The sequence below is a fragment of the Natrinema sp. H-ect1 genome (genome assembly GCF_041821105.1).
GTDB classification, from domain to species: Archaea; Halobacteriota; Halobacteria; order Halobacteriales; family Natrialbaceae; genus Natrinema; species Natrinema thermotolerans.
This window is the reverse complement of the sequence record NZ_JBGUBA010000005.1, coordinates 51,606-66,348: the sequence shown is the minus strand read 5'-3', so window position 1 is coordinate 66,348 and position 14,743 is coordinate 51,606. Positions and strand designations below refer to the sequence as shown.

The following is a 14,743-nucleotide window of genomic DNA, read 5'->3' as shown; positions in this document are numbered from 1 at the left end:
GCCGTCTGACCGGCGCTCGAGGACCGCCGGTGGCCCGCTCGAGGCCGGGCACGAAACGCCTCGCGGACGGGTCGTGTCTCCGAACCGCGGCGGCACAGTCGCCCCCACCGCGGGCGGGCTACGTCGCCGGCGGAACCCGGAGCGTGACGATCGTGCCACGCGGCTCGTTCTCGCTGATCCGCAGTTCGCCCCCGACGTTCTTCGTCACCCAGTAGATGAGCCACAGCTCGAGTCCGGTGCCGTGGACGAGCGGCGTCTCGTGACCCAGTTCGATCATCGGTCGTTCTTCCGCCGGGATGCCGGGGCCGTTGTCGGCGATCACGATGTCGACCCAGTCACCGCTGTCGGTCGCCTCGGGCGGGGTGACGCCGACCGTCACGTCCGGGACGGGGCGGTCGTTGTGACTGACGGCGTTGTGGATCGCTTCCCGGATCGCCATCTCCAGGCGGTCGTCGGCCTGTACCGGAACGGAATCGGGGGCCGTGACCGTGATCGCGGCGTCCGGGTACTGCTCGTCGAAGTCGGCCGCCAGCTTTGAGACCATCGTGCCGACGTCGCAGGTCGCGTCGGCGTCTCGCTCCCGCTGGAACAAGTCTCGAACGGCGGCCGCGTTCTCGCTGATCTTGAGGAGGTCGGCCGCCTGCTCTTCGATCGCCGTCACGGCGGTGTGACGGTCCTCTTCGGCGGGCGCCGTCCGGAGCCGGGTCACGTTCCCTTTGATGACGTTCATCGCATTTCGGATGTTGTGTCGCAGGATTCTGTTGAGGACGCCCAGACGCTGTCGCCGCAACCGCTGTGCCGTGATATCGGTCTCGATGGCCACGAAATGCGTGATCTCGCCCGCGTCGTCGGTGATCGGTGCGATCGTCTGGTCGACGTGGTACAGTTCGCCGGACTTGCGCCGGTTGATGAGTTCGCTTTCCCAGATCTCGCCCGAGCCGATCGTGTCCCAGAGGTCCTCGTAGAACGCCTCGTCGTGCTTTCCCGACTTGACGATACGCGGGTTCAGGCCGACGGCCTCCGTGCGGCTGTATCCGGTGTCCCGTTCGTAGGCCGGGTTGACGTACTCGATGGTCCCGCTGCGGTCCGTGATGATGATCCCGTGACCGGCCTGTTCGACCGCTTTTCGGAAGAGCTGCAACTCCCGCTCGCGTTCCTTCCGCGCCGTGACGTTCTGAATCGCGCCGCGTAACGCGACGACGGTTCCGTCCTCCGTGACCGGTTCCCCGACCGTCCGGACCCATCGTTCGTTCCCCTCGGCCGTGACGATCTCGAGGACGCCGTCGTACGACTCCTCGTCGCGTCGACATGCCTCGACGAACGCCCGAATCTGGGGCCGATCGTCGGGCCGATAGAACTCGATCGCGTCAGAAAGCGTGGGCTCGTAGTCGTCGTCGACCTCGAAGATCGCTCGCGTCCCGTCGGTCCACCGGAGATCGTTCGTTCGGAGATCGAGTTCCCACCCGCCGACGGCCGCGAGGTCCTCCGCTTTCGTCAGGAGGTCCCGGTTCCGCTCGAGTTCACGCTCCGTCGTCGCCCGTTCGGAGATGTCACGAACGATACCGACGATCCGGCGGACCGGACCGCTCGAGTCGACCGGGTGCAGCGTCGTCTCGACGGTTCGTTGCCCGACCGGCAACGAACGCGTCGCGCTGACGTCGACCGGCTCCTCGCCCTCGACACACTCCCGGTATCGACAGAGGGTGTCGCCGTCGGGGGATAACTCGAACATGTCCTGCAGGGATTTCCCCGTGACCGACGCGTCGGTCAGGCCGGTCGCCGCTTCGTAGGCCGGGTTGACGCGTCGGAACCTGAACTCGGGATCCCGCTCCGTCCGTTCGACATCGATTAGAAAAACGGCCTCCTCGACGGCGTGAAACAGTGTTTCGGCCTCGTCGGGGGCCACCGATCGGCCCCGATTCGAATCCGTCGTCCGATCGGCCGCGACCGACTCGTTTCGATTTCCGGAGCGTTTCTCGGCGGTCATTAGAACGGAATGTGGCCCATCGGGCAAAAAAGAGAGGGAGTTCGCCTACCGAACGGGAACACCGGCGCGACTCGAGTCGCCCGCTCCCGACCGGAGCGAAGCAAGCGGCGGATTCAGCCGAGTTCCTCGTCCAGAATCAGCCGCGTTTTCGTACTCACGACCTCCTCCTGATCGCGGGCCTTGGTGATCAGATCGTTGACCCCGCGCGTGTCCGCGGCGTCGACCACGAGGACGACGTCCTGTTCGCCAGAGACCATCCAGACGAAGTCGACCTCGTCCCACTCGGCGATCCGTTCGGAGACGGCCTTGGTATCGACATCGACCGCGACGCTGAGTTCGATCATCGCCTGGACGTTGCCCGTCCGGGTCGAGATCGTAAAGCGCTCGATCACGTCGTCGTCTAGCATCCGCTCGACGCGGTTCCGGACGGTCCCCTCGCTGGTCCCTACTTCGTCGGCGATCTCCGTGTAGGGCGTGCGGCTGTCTCGCCGGAGAATATCGAGGATCTGTCGGTCCAGGTCGTCCATGGAGATGCGTACCTACGGCGAACCCGCACTTACCGATTACGAAAATCGTAACTGAGCTTCGAAGACAACACTTATGCCGGTCCATCCGATACGTAGATCGTAATGACGGAAGCCTACGTCGCACTGGAAGGCGGCCACGTACTCGAGGGACGTGGTCGTGCCGACGGGACGGCCCGCGGCGAAATCGTATTCACGACAGCGTATACCGGCTACGAGGAGAGTCTCACCGATCCCTCCTACGAGGAGCAGATCCTCACGTTCTCGTATCCGCTGATCGGCAACTACGGCGTCCGCGAGGAGCGCTTCGAGGACGACCGCATCCACCCCCGCGCCGCGATCGCCAAGGAGTTCACCGACGAGATCGTCGACTGGTTCGAGCGCGAGGGCATCCCGGCGGTCGACCACCTCGACACCCGCGACGTCGTCACCGACATCCGCGACGGCGGCGCGATGAAATGCGGTATCGCCGTCGGCGAGGACGTCACCGAGGAAGACGCCTTGGAGCAACTCGAGGCCTGCAAGGCGATGAGCGACCACACCGAGATCGGCGCGCAGGTCAGCGTCGACGAGCCCGAAGTCTACGGCGAAGACAACGACGGCGAGACGGTCGCGCTGGTCGACTGCGGTGCGAAGGGGTCGATCATCAGTTCGCTGCTCGAGCGCGACGCGACGGTTCACGTGCTGCCCTACGACGCCGACGTGTCCGCGGTCGAGGCCGTCGACCCCGATCTGCTCTTCATCTCGAACGGCCCCGGCGACCCGGTCAACTTCGGGCAGGCGATCAGTCTCGTCGAGGCGTTCGTCGAGGACACGCCCGTCGCCGGCATCTGTCTCGGCCAGCAGATCGTCGCCGAGGCCCTCGGCGGGTCGACCGAGAAGATGACCTTCGGCCACCGCGGCGTCAACCAGCCCGTCCTCGACTTGGAGTCCGGGCAGGTCGTGATGACGACCCAGAACCACGGCTACACCGTTGCCGACCCCGGGGAACACCTCGAGGTCACCCAGATCAACGTCAACGACGACACGCCGGAAGGAATCGACGGCGTCGAGTACGACGTGATCACCCGTCAGTACCACCCCGAGGCCAACCCCGGCCCGCACGACACCCTCGACTTCTTCGACGACGTCCTCGCCATGGCTTCCGGGCGAGCAGACTCGCAGGCGGTTCCGGCCGACGACTAACGGCCGCGACCCTCGTTTTCCGTTCGATAGCCGCTTTTCAGTCCCCCTTCGAAATCGATAGCGACGCGAACCCGGTCACTCGAGCGTGCGATGGAACACGCAATCGCCGCTCGCGGGCCGTCTCCGGTCAGTCCTCCGTCGGATCGTCGCCGTCCGCGTCGCGAACGTACTCCCGGATCGTCTCGTCGTCGACGGCCTCGAGCAGCACCGCGTCGTCCAGCGCGGCCGCGAGCCGACGCTGTCCGCGGTCGACCCGCCGACTCGCGGTGTCGGGGTCGACGTAGCTGTCGTCGCGCTCCTCGGCGTAGGCCTCGGCGAGGCGACGGATCTCGGCCGGGTCGTACTCCTCGGGAGCGTCCGATTCGAACAGTTCGACCCAGCGGTCGGGATCGGCCCACTCCTCGGCCCTGTCCGCGGCATCGCGTCGCCAGTCGTAGCACTCGGCGAACCGGCCCCAGTAGCCCGCGTCCTCGCGGCGGTCCCGGAGTAACGACCGGGCGACCGTCGCGCCGTGGCCGGCCGCGATGATCGCCTGATCGCCACCGCCGGCCAGCGGGCCGGCGACGTAGAGGCCGTCGACCGGCGTCCGCCCGTCGTCGTCGGGATAGGTCCCGTCGAAGCGCTCGACCGTCTCGCCGTCGCGCTCCTCGGTGACGAACAGCGCGTCGGGGTCGTCGAGCCCGCGGAGGTACGAGCCGTCGTACTTGGTCGCGGCGATCACGTACCGCGTTCGATAGGTGCCGCCGTCTTGCGTCTCGAGCCGAAACCCGCCGTCGGCTGGCAACGCGACCGACTCGACGAGGTCCTCGTGGAACCGACAGCCCGCCGTCTCGGCGTGATCTCGCGCGAGATCGAGGAAGGTCCCGACGTCGATTCCGCCGGGGAACCCGAGGTAGTTCTCGAGGGAGACACACCGCCGTAGCGACGAGGGGCCGCGGTCGAAGACCGTCGTCTCGAGGCCCGCTCGCGCGGTGAAGACGCCGGCGGCGCAGCCGGCTGGCCCGCCGCCGACGACGGCTACGTCGGCGTCGAACTCACGGTCAGTGCCGCCAGTCGCGTCGTCGCCGTCGGTGCCCATCCTACGCGCCCTCGGTGACGATTTCGGCCACGCGCTGGCGGTCGAACAGCTGCTCGTCGGCCGGAATATCGGGGTAGGACTCGCCCGACTCGTAGCCGGGCCACTCGCCGAACCGCTCGGGGTAGAGCTGCTTGGCCGTCATCTCGAGCTGGAAGAGGTTCATGATCGGCCCCTGATAACGCATCCCGCCGGGGACGACCCGGTCGTCCTGAACCGCGGTGAGCTGGCTGCCGGCGGAGTCGTTTTCCAGTCGCTTGCGAACGTTGCCGATGGCGTATCGAGGCGTGATCCCCCAGAGGTGGAGGATCACGTCGGGATCGGCGTCGAGCATCGCCTCGTAGCCGACGGTGCCCCAGTCGCGCTCCCAGTCCCGGTCGGCGAAGACGTCGCGGGCCCCGAGCGGGCGCGTGTCCGCCTGCCAGTAGCCGTCCGCATTGAGGTGGTAGGCGAAGAACTGGCCATCGCCCAGCGTGACGCGGGCGACCGTCGGCCGCTCGCTCTCGGGCGGGAGGTTCGACTCGATCTGCGAGCGCAGATCCGCGTGGACCTCGGCGAGCGCCTCGTAGCGTTCTTCCTCGCGGAAGACCGCCGCGACCCGCTCGAACATCTCCCAGAGGGTGTAGTACTCGTAGCTGTCGGCGTAGGCCGACGCGGGCTCGCTGTGGACCCCGCTGTGGAAGTTGCCGACCCACGGGCCGATCTGATCGGCGACGTCCGCGACGGTCGAGGCATCCCAGTCGTCGTCGGTCTTGACCGGGTAGGAAGGGTCGAGGAAGTGAACGTCGCTGTCGAGGGCGTAGAGTTGCTCTTCGCTGAGTCCCTCCGCGAGGGGGTTCTCGAGCCCTTCCCACTCGAAGGACACGCCCTCGAGTCGGTCGTAGTAGGTGTTCATCGTCGCGCCGGACATATAGGGTGCGAAGAGGGTGGTGACCGCGTCGCCGTGGCCGAGCGCGACGGCCATGTCCGCGTACTGCGGGAAGGTAACGAAGGCGTCCTGCGGCACGGAATCGAACTCGACCTCGCCCATCGGGGCCATCGAGACGGTATAGGAGTCGCCATCGGTCGCCGATTCGGAATCGATTCCGCCGATACAGCCGGCTACTGCCGCACTGCCGGCCGCGATGCCCGTCGCGACGAACGCGCGACGGCTCCGGTCCGCGTGTGGGGTCGGATCCATACGTTTTAGGCGAGCCTAATTATTCAAAAAGCGTTCGGTTTTAGGCTGGCCGAAACGTTGCGGTCCGCCGGACGGGCCCGCCGAAACGGTCACGCCTCGAAGTCGTAGGTGACCGTCACGCTCGCGGTCACGCTGACCGGATCGGCATCGATCTCGGTCGGCGGGGCCCCGCCGGCACCTCCGGCCGCGTCGTCGCTGGCTTCGGTACGGACCGCATGCACCTGCACGTCACCGGTCGTAACGGCCGCCGTTCCCGTGATCTCGACCTCGCGGTTGTCGGCGATGTGTGCCGCCTCCGCGTCGGCGTTTTCCAGCGCGGCGTCGATCGCGTCCTCGCGTAGCGTCGATCGGGTCTCTTCCTGTAGCGTAAACCGGACCCGGCCGATGTCGTCGGCACCGGCCTCGATCGCGGCGTCGATGACCTCGCCGACCCGATCGACGTCCGCGAGGGTCACGTCGAACGAGTGAGACCCCTCGAACCCGTCGGTCTCGCGCCCGCGAGCGGGATGGACGCGGTACCGCCCCTCCTCGACGTTCTCGTCGGGGATGCCGAGGTCGTCGAAGGTCTCGCGGAGCCGTTCGGCACCGCTGGCGAGTTCGTCGGTGACCGCGTCGGCGCTTTCGCCGGTCGCAGTGACCCCGACATCGACCGTCGCCTGATCCGGTTCGGCCTCGACCTCGCCGTCGGCACTCACCGTGATCTCGCCGTCGGCGTCGGTACCGTTCGCATCCGAGCCCGTAGTCGATCCCGGTTCGGGGTCGTCGTCGCCCTCGGTCGCGCTTCCGGTACACCCTGCCACTGCGGCCACGAGTCCGACGCTCGAGGCCGCGAGGAATCGTCGTCGATCCATACTGAACGCTCGTTCGGAAACGGAAAAAAGCCCGCCCCAAGCTCAAACGTGACTTTGAGCCAGGGCTGCGAGTCACGAACCCGTACGAACCTGTTCGGGATAACGCGGACTGGCGTCCTCGCCAGTGATTCGGGTGATGGACTCATCGCTTCCCGCTGCAGCCGAGATCGATGCCGCAGCGACCGTCGACGAACTGATCGGCGAGACGCCGCTGTTGCGACTCGATGCCGTCGCCGACAACTGTGTCGGGAAAGTCGAGGCGGCCAACCCCTACTCCGTCAAAGACCGGATCGCACGGGCGATCATCGACGCCGCCGAGCGCGAGGGCGCTCTCGAGCCCGGCGGCACCGTCGTCGAATCGACCAGCGGCAACACGGGGATCGGGCTGGCGGCCGTCTCGGCCGCTCGAGGCTACGACTGTGTGCTGACGATGCCCGAATCGATGTCGACCGAGCGCCGCCAGCTCCTGCGGGCGCTAGGGGCCGACCTCGAGCTGACCCCCGCCGAGGACGGGATGGGCGGCGCCAACGAGCGGGCCGCGGAAATCGTCGCCGATCGGGAGAACGCCGTCCTCGCGGGCCAGTTCGAAAACGAGGCCAACCCGGCGGCCCACCGGGAGACGACCGGCCCCGAGATCTGGGAGGCCACGGACGGCGCAGTCGACGCGGTCGTCGCCGGTGTCGGGACCGGCGGCACGATCACGGGCGTCTCGGAGTATATCAAGGAAGAGCGGGGGAAGACCGAGTTCACGTCGGTCGCGGTCGAACCCGCCGAGTCGCCGACCCTCTCGGAACTCAGTTCCGACGGCCACGACATCCAGGGGATCGGCCCCGGCTTCGTCCCGGAGATCCTCCGGACCGAACTCGTCGACGAGGTCAGGGCCGTCGAGGCCGACGACGCCAGAGCCGCGGCCCGGACACTCGGCCACGAGGAGGGGTTGCTCGTGGGCATCTCCGCCGGTGCAGCGATCGCGGCCGCCGCCGACTACGCCGCCGACAACCCCGACGAACTGATCGTCGTCGTCCTCCCCGACACCGGCGAACGCTACCTCTCGACGGACCTCTACGACATCGAGGACTGACCGCGGACTCGAGTCGCGGAACCCGCCTCGGGCGCGACTGATCCGGGAATCGAGTCGCACTCGAGCAGCGGTATCGGCAGGACGTGCGGCCCCAGCCACACTTAACCGGGCCCCGTGCAATGCATCGCTCATGGAATCCGTTGGCAGTGGCCTCGCGGCGATCGACTGGCACGACGACCGGGCCGACGTCTACCTCTCGCGACCCGACAAGCGAAACGCGATGACCGTCCCGCTCATGGACGACCTCATCACGGCCTTCGAGCGGGTCGACGCCGACGAAGACATCCGTGCCGCCACCCTGCTCGGCGAGGGGCCGGTCTTCTGTGCCGGGATGGACCTCGAGATGATGCGCGACCGGGTCGAGCCCGACGCCGAGATCGACCGCAACAAGTTCCCCGAGGTCCTCGAGACGATCGAGGAGACCCGGCAGCCGGTCGTGGCCGGCATCAAACGCGCCGCACCCGCGGGCGCGTTCGAACTCACGCTGCCCTGTGACTTCCGGATCATCGGCCGGAACGCGAAGTACGGCCTGCTCGAGGTCCAACTGGGGACCTTCCCCCATGCAGGGGGCACGCAGCGGCTCCCCCGGCTGGTCGGACTCTCGAAGGCCAAAGAGATCGTCCTGACCGGCGAGTTCGTCGACCCCGAGGAGGCCGCCGACATCGGCCTGGCCCACGAGGTCGTCGATACCGACGACGTCGACGAGCGGGCGAAGGCCTTCGCCGACGACCTCTGTGAGAACGCGCCGCTCGGGCTTCGAAACGCGAAGAAAGCCCTCAACGCCGCCCTCGAGACCCCCCTCGAGCAGGGGCTGGCCTACGAGCGCCAACTGGCCTACGAAATAGACGACACCCACGACTACCGCGAAGGGTTCGAGGCGCGACTCGAGGGCCGGGAACCCGAGTTCCGCGGCGAATAACAGGTGGTGGGGCGGGCCCGCGATACCACGTCAGCGCCGGTCGTAGACCCGAACCGCCCGGTCGTGGCGCTCCGAGAGCCCGTTGGGGTTCCGTCGGCTCGAGCGGTCGGCATAGCGGGCGCGGACGCCGTCCCAGAGCCCGCGTGCGATGTTTTCGGTGACATCGACGCCGTCCGAGACCCAGCCGGTCGGCGTCGCCTCGCCGGCGGCCAGTCGACGGACGCCGCCGGCACCGTCCCGGAGCGCGCTCCCGACGGTCCGGGCGAACACGCTCGGTCGGGGACCGTAGTTCTTCGCGAGTCGGTAGGACAGCGAGCGGTAGGTCGCCCCCCAGTCGGGGTCGGCCCGGCCGCCGTCGGTCCCGACCTCACGGCGGGCGGCCATCGCCGCGTCCCACGAGACCTCGTACTCGAGGCCGGCAACGCGGTGGGCACAGTCGCACTCGCTTTCCTGGACGAGGTACTCGTCGAACCCGTCCAATGCCTTGAGGACGGACCGCTCGAAGGCGACGTTGTCGCCGTGAAACTCCGTCACCGTCCGGCCGCCGATCCGCCGGGGCGAGCGATCGCGCTCACGATCGGAACCGCCGGTGATGGGGCCGGTGACGACGTCGGTCTCGTCGGCCATCGCCCCCTCGATGGCCGGATACCAGCTGTGATCGATCGTGTACTCGCCGTCGAGGAAGGCGATCGCGTCTCCCGTCGCGAGTTCGAGGCCGGCGTTCCGGGAGACGCCGGGGTTTCGCTCGGAGATCTCGACGAGGACGTCGACGTCGTCGCGATCACGGACGACGCCGGTGGTCCCGTCCGATGACGGGCCGTTGACGACGATGATTTCCGTCGACGACGGCGTTCGCCCCCCGAGGGCATCGAGACACGACGGCAACCGCTCCCGGTCGTTCAGCGTCGAGACGACTACCGAGAGCTCCATACGTCCCGGTACGGGCTCCTGATAGTAAATAGATTGGATTGACCCCGATGCCGTCACCGAACGCGCGCGTTCCAGTACGATACCGACGCGAAGTGATCGGTGACCGGGAGCTTCCCAACCGCCTCGTCGATCGCCCGAAGTGGCGAGGCGAGCGCGTTCGGAATCGATCGATACAACCCGTAGGGGAGGAGGAAGTCGTCTTCCACGTCGACGAGCGTGAGATCGGTCTTCGCGAGCAGGACCGCCACTTCGCTCTTCGAGTAGAGTCGGGACCCCATCGGCAGCGCCCAGTTGTAGACGCTCCGGCTCGAGAACCGATTGAACGTATCGAAGACGATCTGATCGCGGGCCACCCGTCGCATCTCCTCGAGGAAGGCCTCGGGGTCGTCAGCGAGGTGGAAAAACCGCATCGCGATGACGGTATCGAAGTGATCGTCCGGGAACGGCAGCCGCCCCGCATCTCCCCGGAGGAACTCCAGCGTTCCCGAAAGCTCGTCCTGTTTCGCCTTCCGTCGTCCCTGCTGTAACATCGCCGCCGAGATGTCGAGTCCGACGACGTCGGCCCCCTGGTGGGCCAGCATGACCGTAAACCGCCCGGTACCACAGGCGATCTCGAGGACCTTGCGGTCCTCGACCGGCATGATGGCCTCGAGGACGGCCTCCTTCTCCCGGCGGTCGATCAGCTGGCCGCCCCGGGAGAAGCGCTTGTCGTCGTATTCCTCGGCGATGTCGTCGGCTTGGTACCACTCCTGTCCTTTCACACTGAGCGAATCTACTGTCGCGATGGGATAAAACGATACTGGAGTCGACTGACGAATCGGTGTCAACGGCAGTTACCCATCCGCCTGCGGTCGATTGGAGCCGGGCACAATATATTGTGTTAATACCTCATTCATATGCCTTATACAAACTGCATTGTTCGTATCCACATATAGGGAAGCTTTACCACTGGCGATTGCACTCAAGTGGGTATGAGCATGAGTACAGCCGAGGACCGTGGCGCTGCTGCCGAAGAAACGCTGTCGGAGGACGAATACCGCGACCGACTCCGCGATCTGCCCCCGAGCGCGAAACTCGTTGCGAAAGTTCTCGAGACCGACTCGCCGCTCTCGCAGGGCCAACTCGCCGAGGAGTCGCTGCTGCCCGACCGCACCGTCCGCTACGCCCTCAATCGCCTCGAGGACGTCGGACTGGTCGGCTCCCGATACAGCTTCCGTGACGCGCGCAAACAGGTCTACTACCTGAATCACTGACCGACTCGCCGCCCACGTCTCCACTGCTCGGGGGAGCGGAGAGGGAATCGAGTGCCGGTCGCCGCCGATACGTCTTTTTTCACCCGGTCGTACTGTCCTGACATGCACGTTACTCGGTGGTCCGTCCCCGTCGCGACGCGCGCGCCGTCCGGCGACACCAACGCGTACCTCCTCGAGGGAGCGAAACCGACCTCGGACGGCGAATCCAGCTCCGAATCGGCGATCCTCGTCGACCCCGCGGCTCGAACCGACGCCCTCGACCGGGCGGTCCGCGACCGATCCGTCGATCACGTTCTCGTCACCCACACCCACCCCGATCACGTCGGTGCCGTCGCGGCCTACGCGGCCGAAACCGACGCGACGGTCTGGGCCCGCTACGGCCGCGTCGACCGCTTTCGCGACGCGACCGGGATCGAGCCCGACCGCACCGTCACGCCGGGGACCGAAATTCCGCTCGGCGAGGAGTGCGTTCGCGTTCTCGACGCGCCCGGCCACGCGCCGGACCACGTCGCCCTCGAGGCCGGCCACGGCGGCCCGATCTGCTGTGGTGATTGTGCCGTCCGCGAGGGTAGCGTCGTCGTCGGCGCGCCCGAGGGGGACATGCGCGCGTACGTGACGACTCTCCGTCGCCTCTGGGCGGCCGATCCGCCGGCGCTGTATCCTGGCCACGGCCCCGAGATCGACGCGCCCCGCGAGACCCTCGAGCGACTGCTTACCCACCGTGCCGACCGCGAGCAACGCGTCCGCGAGGCCGTCACCGGCGGCGCGGACACGCTCGAGGCGGTCCTCGAAGCGGCCTACGACAAGGACCTCTCGGGAGTGCGGGACCTCGCGCGGGCGACGGTCCGCGCCCACCTCGAGAAACTCGCCGTCGAGGGGCGGGTCGAGTGGGACGGCGAGCGCGCTGCACCGTCCGCGGACGACTGACTTTTCCGCTTCGACCGCCTCCCCTCGAGCGTGCAATCGCTCGAAGCCGAACTCGACGACGCCCGCCAGCTCTCGATCGCCGACCTCGCGGACGCGATCGAATCGATCGGCTTCGAGTGTACCCGCTGTGGAGCCTGCTGCAAAGCCGACGACGCGGACGACCACACGGCGACCGTCTTTCCCGACGAAGTTCGGAATCTCGAGGAAAGCGACGAGTACGACGAGGAGTACGACTGGCGCGATATCGCCCGACCGATGCCGTACGGCCTCTCGGAGACCGACGACGGCGGCCTCGAGGGCGAGACCTTCGAGTGGGCACTCCAGACCGACGGCTGTGGCGACTGTACGTTCTACGAGGAAGACGACTCGGGCACGGGTGCGTGTACCGCTCACGACGACCGGCCGCTGATCTGTCGCACCTACCCCTTCAGCGTCGCGCTCGCGGGCACCAGTCAACCGATGGGTGAAGCCGTCGACGAGGCCGGCATGGTCCGCGCCCACGAGTGCGAGGGACTGGGTCGCGACATTTCGCGTGACGACGCCGAAGATCTGGCTCGAGCGCTGAAGGAACGGGCCGTGCGGGAACTCGAGGAGGCCATTGCCGTCCGCGACGAGTACGCGCCCGCCGATCCCGACCCCGGCGAGGTCGTCGTTCACGACTCCGAGGGCGCGAAGCGGGCGGACGGGACGCCGCTCGAGAAGTAATTCCTGACCTAGAATGAAAGAATGAAATCATTATGTAGCGGCGGCTACCGCTATCACGTATGGGTCCCCGACGACGGAACGTTGCGAACACCGAGCGGTCGACGCACGAAACGATCGTGGACCGGTTTCCGCTCGCGAAACGGCAGTTCCGGACGTACGTCACGAAGCCGCGATACTGGCTCTTCCCACTACTGCTATTCGGTCTGGGTGTCGCGTCATCACTGGAGTTGGCGTTCGGTAATGCCGACGCAAAGCAATACCTCGGATCGCGGTATCCACTCATCGCTTTCCAATGGTTTTGCTCGATTATCGGCGGTTTCGTCGGTATTTTCGCCGGATACGCATCGGTCACCGGCGATCGAAACACCGGCCGACTCCCGCTTCTCTTGAAGTTACCGTACTCGCGGAGCGAGTACCTGCGACAAAAATTCCTCGGGCACGCGGGTGCGCTCTCGGCGCTGCTCGTTCTCGCACTGGGTGCCGGCTTCGCTGTCTGTACGGTCGCTCTCGGTCCCCCGCCGATCCTCGAGACGCTCGCGTTCGTGGCCGTGTCGGTCCTCTACGTTCTCGTCTGGCTCTCGATCGCGATGACGGTCTCGATGGTCGTCGCGACCGGTCGCCGAGCGATTGCCGCCCTCCTCCCGATCTTCGTCGCCACGGGGATGCTCTGGCGCATGACGTTTACGTCGATTCTGACGCCGATCGTCGGCGATCTTCCGCAGCCGGTATCGCTCCTAGTTACTCGTCTCGTCCCGTTCCGAGCGTACCTCGTCGCGACGAACTGGATCGCCGGACTCCCGAACTCGCACAGTTACGGGACGTGGATCAGTCAAGAACTCAATACCGAATTCGTCTCAGACTCGACCATTGTTTCGATGGAACTGGGCAGTTCGGTTCCGTGGTATCTGTCCGAGTGGCTGGCAATTCCTGTACTCGTGTTCTGGCTCGTCGTCCCGCCGGTCGTCGCGTCCCGGCGATTCGAGGCCGTCGACATCGTCTGAAATTCCGCTTTCGACGCTCCCGCTCTACGCTGCGGCAGTGTATTCCGAGAAGACGTCCTGTAGCGACGCCGTCTCGAGGTCGAAGTCCTGCGGTCCGGCGCCGAGGTCTTCCAGCGTCGTCAACACGTCGACCGTCGCGTTCTCGGAACACTCGAGGACGATCGTCCCCTCGTCCGTCCGAACCGACGCCACCGACTCGAGCGCCGACAGCGGCGACAGATCGTCGGGGACGCGTTCGACGGCCACCCGTATCGTCGTACTCGTCCCGAGGTCCGACCGGAGCGTCTCGAGGTCGTCGACGGCGACGAGGTTGCCGTCCCGGAGGATGCCGACGCGATCACAGACCGCCTCGACCTGTGCGAGGAGGTGACTCGAGAAGAAGACCGTCGTTCCGGCGTCGGCGCGTTCGCGGATGATTTCCTGCATCAGTGCGACGCCGTTGGGATCGAGTCCCGTCGACGGCTCGTCAAGAATCAGGAGGTCCGGATCGCCCGCGAGCGCCATCGCGAGGAGGAGTCGCTGGGTCATCCCCCGCGAGTAGTCGGTCGCGACGCGGTCGGCGTCGTCGGCGAGTCCGACCCGCTCGAGGAGGACGTCGGAATCGTCGTCGACGCCGCGGGATTCGATCTCGAACGCGACGTGGTCGCGGCCGGTCCAGTCGGGCATCATCGAACAGCCGTCGGGGACGACGCCACACCGCCGTCGGATCGCCGGGCCGTCCGTACGGGGATCGAGTCCGAAGACCGACGCCGACCCCGACGTCGGACGGATCAGATCCAGCAGGATATCGATCGTCGTCGACTTGCCGGCCCCGTTCGGCCCGAGGAAACCGAACACCTCGCCCGATTCGACGCGGAGATCGAGCGACTCGAGGGCAACGGTATCGCCGTACCGCTTCGTCAGTCCCTCGGTTTCGATCACACACATATTTCAGTATGCCAACCAGAAAGACGTTAGTACTACCGGTAGCAATCCAGAATCGTCTCAGTTGAAAGGACGGTGCCAACAGGACAAACGGGAGCGAAACCGGCGTCGACACGGCTCGAGCGTACGGCGCGCTCCGCGCGCCGTTTCACCGAGCGCGAGCGGGGCGAGGGCTGAGCGAAGCGAAGCCCTCGGAAACGC

General features: G+C 66.7%; 15 protein-coding genes. 7 read left to right on the top strand and 8 right to left on the bottom strand.

Annotated elements, in window-relative coordinates; genetic code table 11:
• Window positions 1-118: 118 nt before the first annotated feature.
• Both ACERIM_RS12685 and ACERIM_RS12680 read right to left on the bottom strand, forming a co-directional pair.
• Complete coding sequence (locus ACERIM_RS12685) at window positions 119-1,987, bottom strand: PAS domain S-box protein (RefSeq protein WP_373632915.1); 1,869 nt, start codon at window positions 1,985-1,987, stop codon at window positions 119-121.
• A gap of 113 nt (window positions 1,988-2,100) precedes the next feature.
• Entirely contained in the window at window positions 2,101-2,514 is a 414-nt protein-coding gene (locus ACERIM_RS12680; protein WP_006650019.1) for an Lrp/AsnC family transcriptional regulator, read from the bottom strand.
• Between the two features lie 102 nt (window positions 2,515-2,616).
• On the opposite strand from ACERIM_RS12680, the gene carA reads away from it, so the two are divergent.
• On the top strand, window positions 2,617-3,696 hold the full coding sequence (gene carA, locus ACERIM_RS12675) for a glutamine-hydrolyzing carbamoyl-phosphate synthase small subunit (RefSeq protein ID WP_373632913.1): 1,080 nt from the start codon (window positions 2,617-2,619) through the stop codon (window positions 3,694-3,696).
• A gap of 127 nt (window positions 3,697-3,823) precedes the next feature.
• Here carA and ACERIM_RS12670 read toward each other — a convergent pair whose 3' ends face one another.
• From ACERIM_RS12670 to ACERIM_RS12660, 3 genes are all read right to left on the bottom strand, one after another.
• A complete protein-coding gene (locus ACERIM_RS12670; RefSeq protein WP_373632911.1) occupies window positions 3,824-4,774 on the bottom strand; it encodes an FAD-binding protein in 951 nt (316 codons plus the stop codon).
• Window position 4,775: 1 nt separating this feature from the next.
• Window positions 4,776-5,951, bottom strand: coding sequence for an ABC transporter substrate-binding protein (locus tag ACERIM_RS12665; RefSeq protein ID WP_373632909.1), 1,176 nt, complete (start codon window positions 5,949-5,951; stop codon window positions 4,776-4,778).
• 89 nt (window positions 5,952-6,040) lie between these two features.
• Window positions 6,041-6,802 carry an SIMPL domain-containing protein gene (locus ACERIM_RS12660; protein WP_373632908.1) on the bottom strand — a complete coding sequence of 254 codons (762 nt, stop codon included), beginning with the start codon at window positions 6,800-6,802 and terminating at the stop codon, window positions 6,041-6,043.
• 136 nt (window positions 6,803-6,938) lie between these two features.
• On the opposite strand from ACERIM_RS12660, the gene cysK reads away from it, so the two are divergent.
• Both cysK and ACERIM_RS12650 read left to right on the top strand, forming a co-directional pair.
• Entirely contained in the window at window positions 6,939-7,883 is a 945-nt protein-coding gene (gene cysK / locus ACERIM_RS12655; RefSeq protein WP_373632907.1) for a cysteine synthase A, read from the top strand.
• A gap of 130 nt (window positions 7,884-8,013) precedes the next feature.
• Complete coding sequence (locus ACERIM_RS12650; protein WP_006650013.1) at window positions 8,014-8,802, top strand: enoyl-CoA hydratase/isomerase family protein; 789 nt, start codon at window positions 8,014-8,016, stop codon at window positions 8,800-8,802.
• Window positions 8,803-8,832: 30 nt separating this feature from the next.
• Here ACERIM_RS12650 and ACERIM_RS12645 read toward each other — a convergent pair whose 3' ends face one another.
• Together ACERIM_RS12645 and ACERIM_RS12640 are read right to left on the bottom strand one after the other, a co-directional pair.
• Window positions 8,833-9,732 carry a glycosyltransferase family 2 protein gene (locus ACERIM_RS12645; protein WP_373632905.1) on the bottom strand — a complete coding sequence of 300 codons (900 nt, stop codon included), beginning with the start codon at window positions 9,730-9,732 and terminating at the stop codon, window positions 8,833-8,835.
• Window positions 9,733-9,785: 53 nt separating this feature from the next.
• Window positions 9,786-10,493: a class I SAM-dependent methyltransferase gene (locus ACERIM_RS12640; protein ID WP_006650011.1), complete on the bottom strand. Its 708-nt coding sequence runs from the start codon at window positions 10,491-10,493 to the stop codon at window positions 9,786-9,788.
• A gap of 210 nt (window positions 10,494-10,703) precedes the next feature.
• On the opposite strand from ACERIM_RS12640, the gene ACERIM_RS12635 reads away from it, so the two are divergent.
• The 4 genes from ACERIM_RS12635 to ACERIM_RS12620 all read left to right on the top strand — a co-directional run bounded on the left by ACERIM_RS12635 (window position 10,704) and on the right by ACERIM_RS12620 (window position 13,618).
• Window positions 10,704-10,985 (top strand): helix-turn-helix domain-containing protein, encoded by a 282-nt coding sequence (locus ACERIM_RS12635; RefSeq protein WP_006182618.1) that lies wholly within the window; start codon window positions 10,704-10,706, stop codon window positions 10,983-10,985.
• Between the two features lie 102 nt (window positions 10,986-11,087).
• The gene (locus ACERIM_RS12630) at window positions 11,088-11,912 is read left to right on the top strand and encodes an MBL fold metallo-hydrolase (RefSeq protein WP_373632903.1); all 825 of its coding nucleotides are present in this window, start codon (window positions 11,088-11,090) and stop codon (window positions 11,910-11,912) included.
• 30 nt (window positions 11,913-11,942) lie between these two features.
• Entirely contained in the window at window positions 11,943-12,617 is a 675-nt protein-coding gene (locus ACERIM_RS12625; protein ID WP_373632901.1) for a YkgJ family cysteine cluster protein, read from the top strand.
• A 59-nt stretch (window positions 12,618-12,676) separates the two neighbouring features.
• Window positions 12,677-13,618 (top strand): ABC transporter permease subunit, encoded by a 942-nt coding sequence (locus tag ACERIM_RS12620; RefSeq protein WP_373632899.1) that lies wholly within the window; start codon window positions 12,677-12,679, stop codon window positions 13,616-13,618.
• Between the two features lie 24 nt (window positions 13,619-13,642).
• On the opposite strand, the gene ACERIM_RS12615 is transcribed toward ACERIM_RS12620, so the two are convergent.
• Window positions 13,643-14,545, bottom strand: coding sequence for an ATP-binding cassette domain-containing protein (locus ACERIM_RS12615; protein WP_373632897.1), 903 nt, complete (start codon window positions 14,543-14,545; stop codon window positions 13,643-13,645).
• Window positions 14,546-14,743 lie beyond the last annotated feature (198 nt).

Excerpts from the sequence above, each read along its gene's own strand:
- ACERIM_RS12635 (WP_006182618.1), top strand. The coding sequence starts at position 10,704 with ATGAGCATGAGTACAGCCGAGGACCGTGGCGCTGCTGCCGAAGAAACG.
- ACERIM_RS12660 (WP_373632908.1), bottom strand. The coding sequence starts at position 6,802 with ATGGATCGACGACGATTCCTCGCGGCCTCGAGCGTCGGACTCGTGGCC.
- ACERIM_RS12670 (WP_373632911.1), bottom strand. The coding sequence starts at position 4,774 with ATGGGCACCGACGGCGACGACGCGACTGGCGGCACTGACCGTGAGTTC.
- ACERIM_RS12650 (WP_006650013.1), top strand. The coding sequence starts at position 8,014 with ATGGAATCCGTTGGCAGTGGCCTCGCGGCGATCGACTGGCACGACGAC.
- ACERIM_RS12665 (WP_373632909.1), bottom strand. The coding sequence starts at position 5,951 with ATGGATCCGACCCCACACGCGGACCGGAGCCGTCGCGCGTTCGTCGCG.
- cysK (WP_373632907.1), top strand. The coding sequence starts at position 6,939 with ATGGACTCATCGCTTCCCGCTGCAGCCGAGATCGATGCCGCAGCGACC.
- carA (WP_373632913.1), top strand. The coding sequence starts at position 2,617 with ATGACGGAAGCCTACGTCGCACTGGAAGGCGGCCACGTACTCGAGGGA.
- ACERIM_RS12645 (WP_373632905.1), bottom strand. The coding sequence starts at position 9,732 with ATGGAGCTCTCGGTAGTCGTCTCGACGCTGAACGACCGGGAGCGGTTG.
- ACERIM_RS12615 (WP_373632897.1), bottom strand. The coding sequence starts at position 14,545 with ATGTGTGTGATCGAAACCGAGGGACTGACGAAGCGGTACGGCGATACC.
- ACERIM_RS12680 (WP_006650019.1), bottom strand. The coding sequence starts at position 2,514 with ATGGACGACCTGGACCGACAGATCCTCGATATTCTCCGGCGAGACAGC.
- ACERIM_RS12630 (WP_373632903.1), top strand. The coding sequence starts at position 11,088 with ATGCACGTTACTCGGTGGTCCGTCCCCGTCGCGACGCGCGCGCCGTCC.
- ACERIM_RS12685 (WP_373632915.1), bottom strand. The coding sequence starts at position 1,987 with ATGACCGCCGAGAAACGCTCCGGAAATCGAAACGAGTCGGTCGCGGCC.
- ACERIM_RS12620 (WP_373632899.1), top strand. The coding sequence starts at position 12,677 with ATGGGTCCCCGACGACGGAACGTTGCGAACACCGAGCGGTCGACGCAC.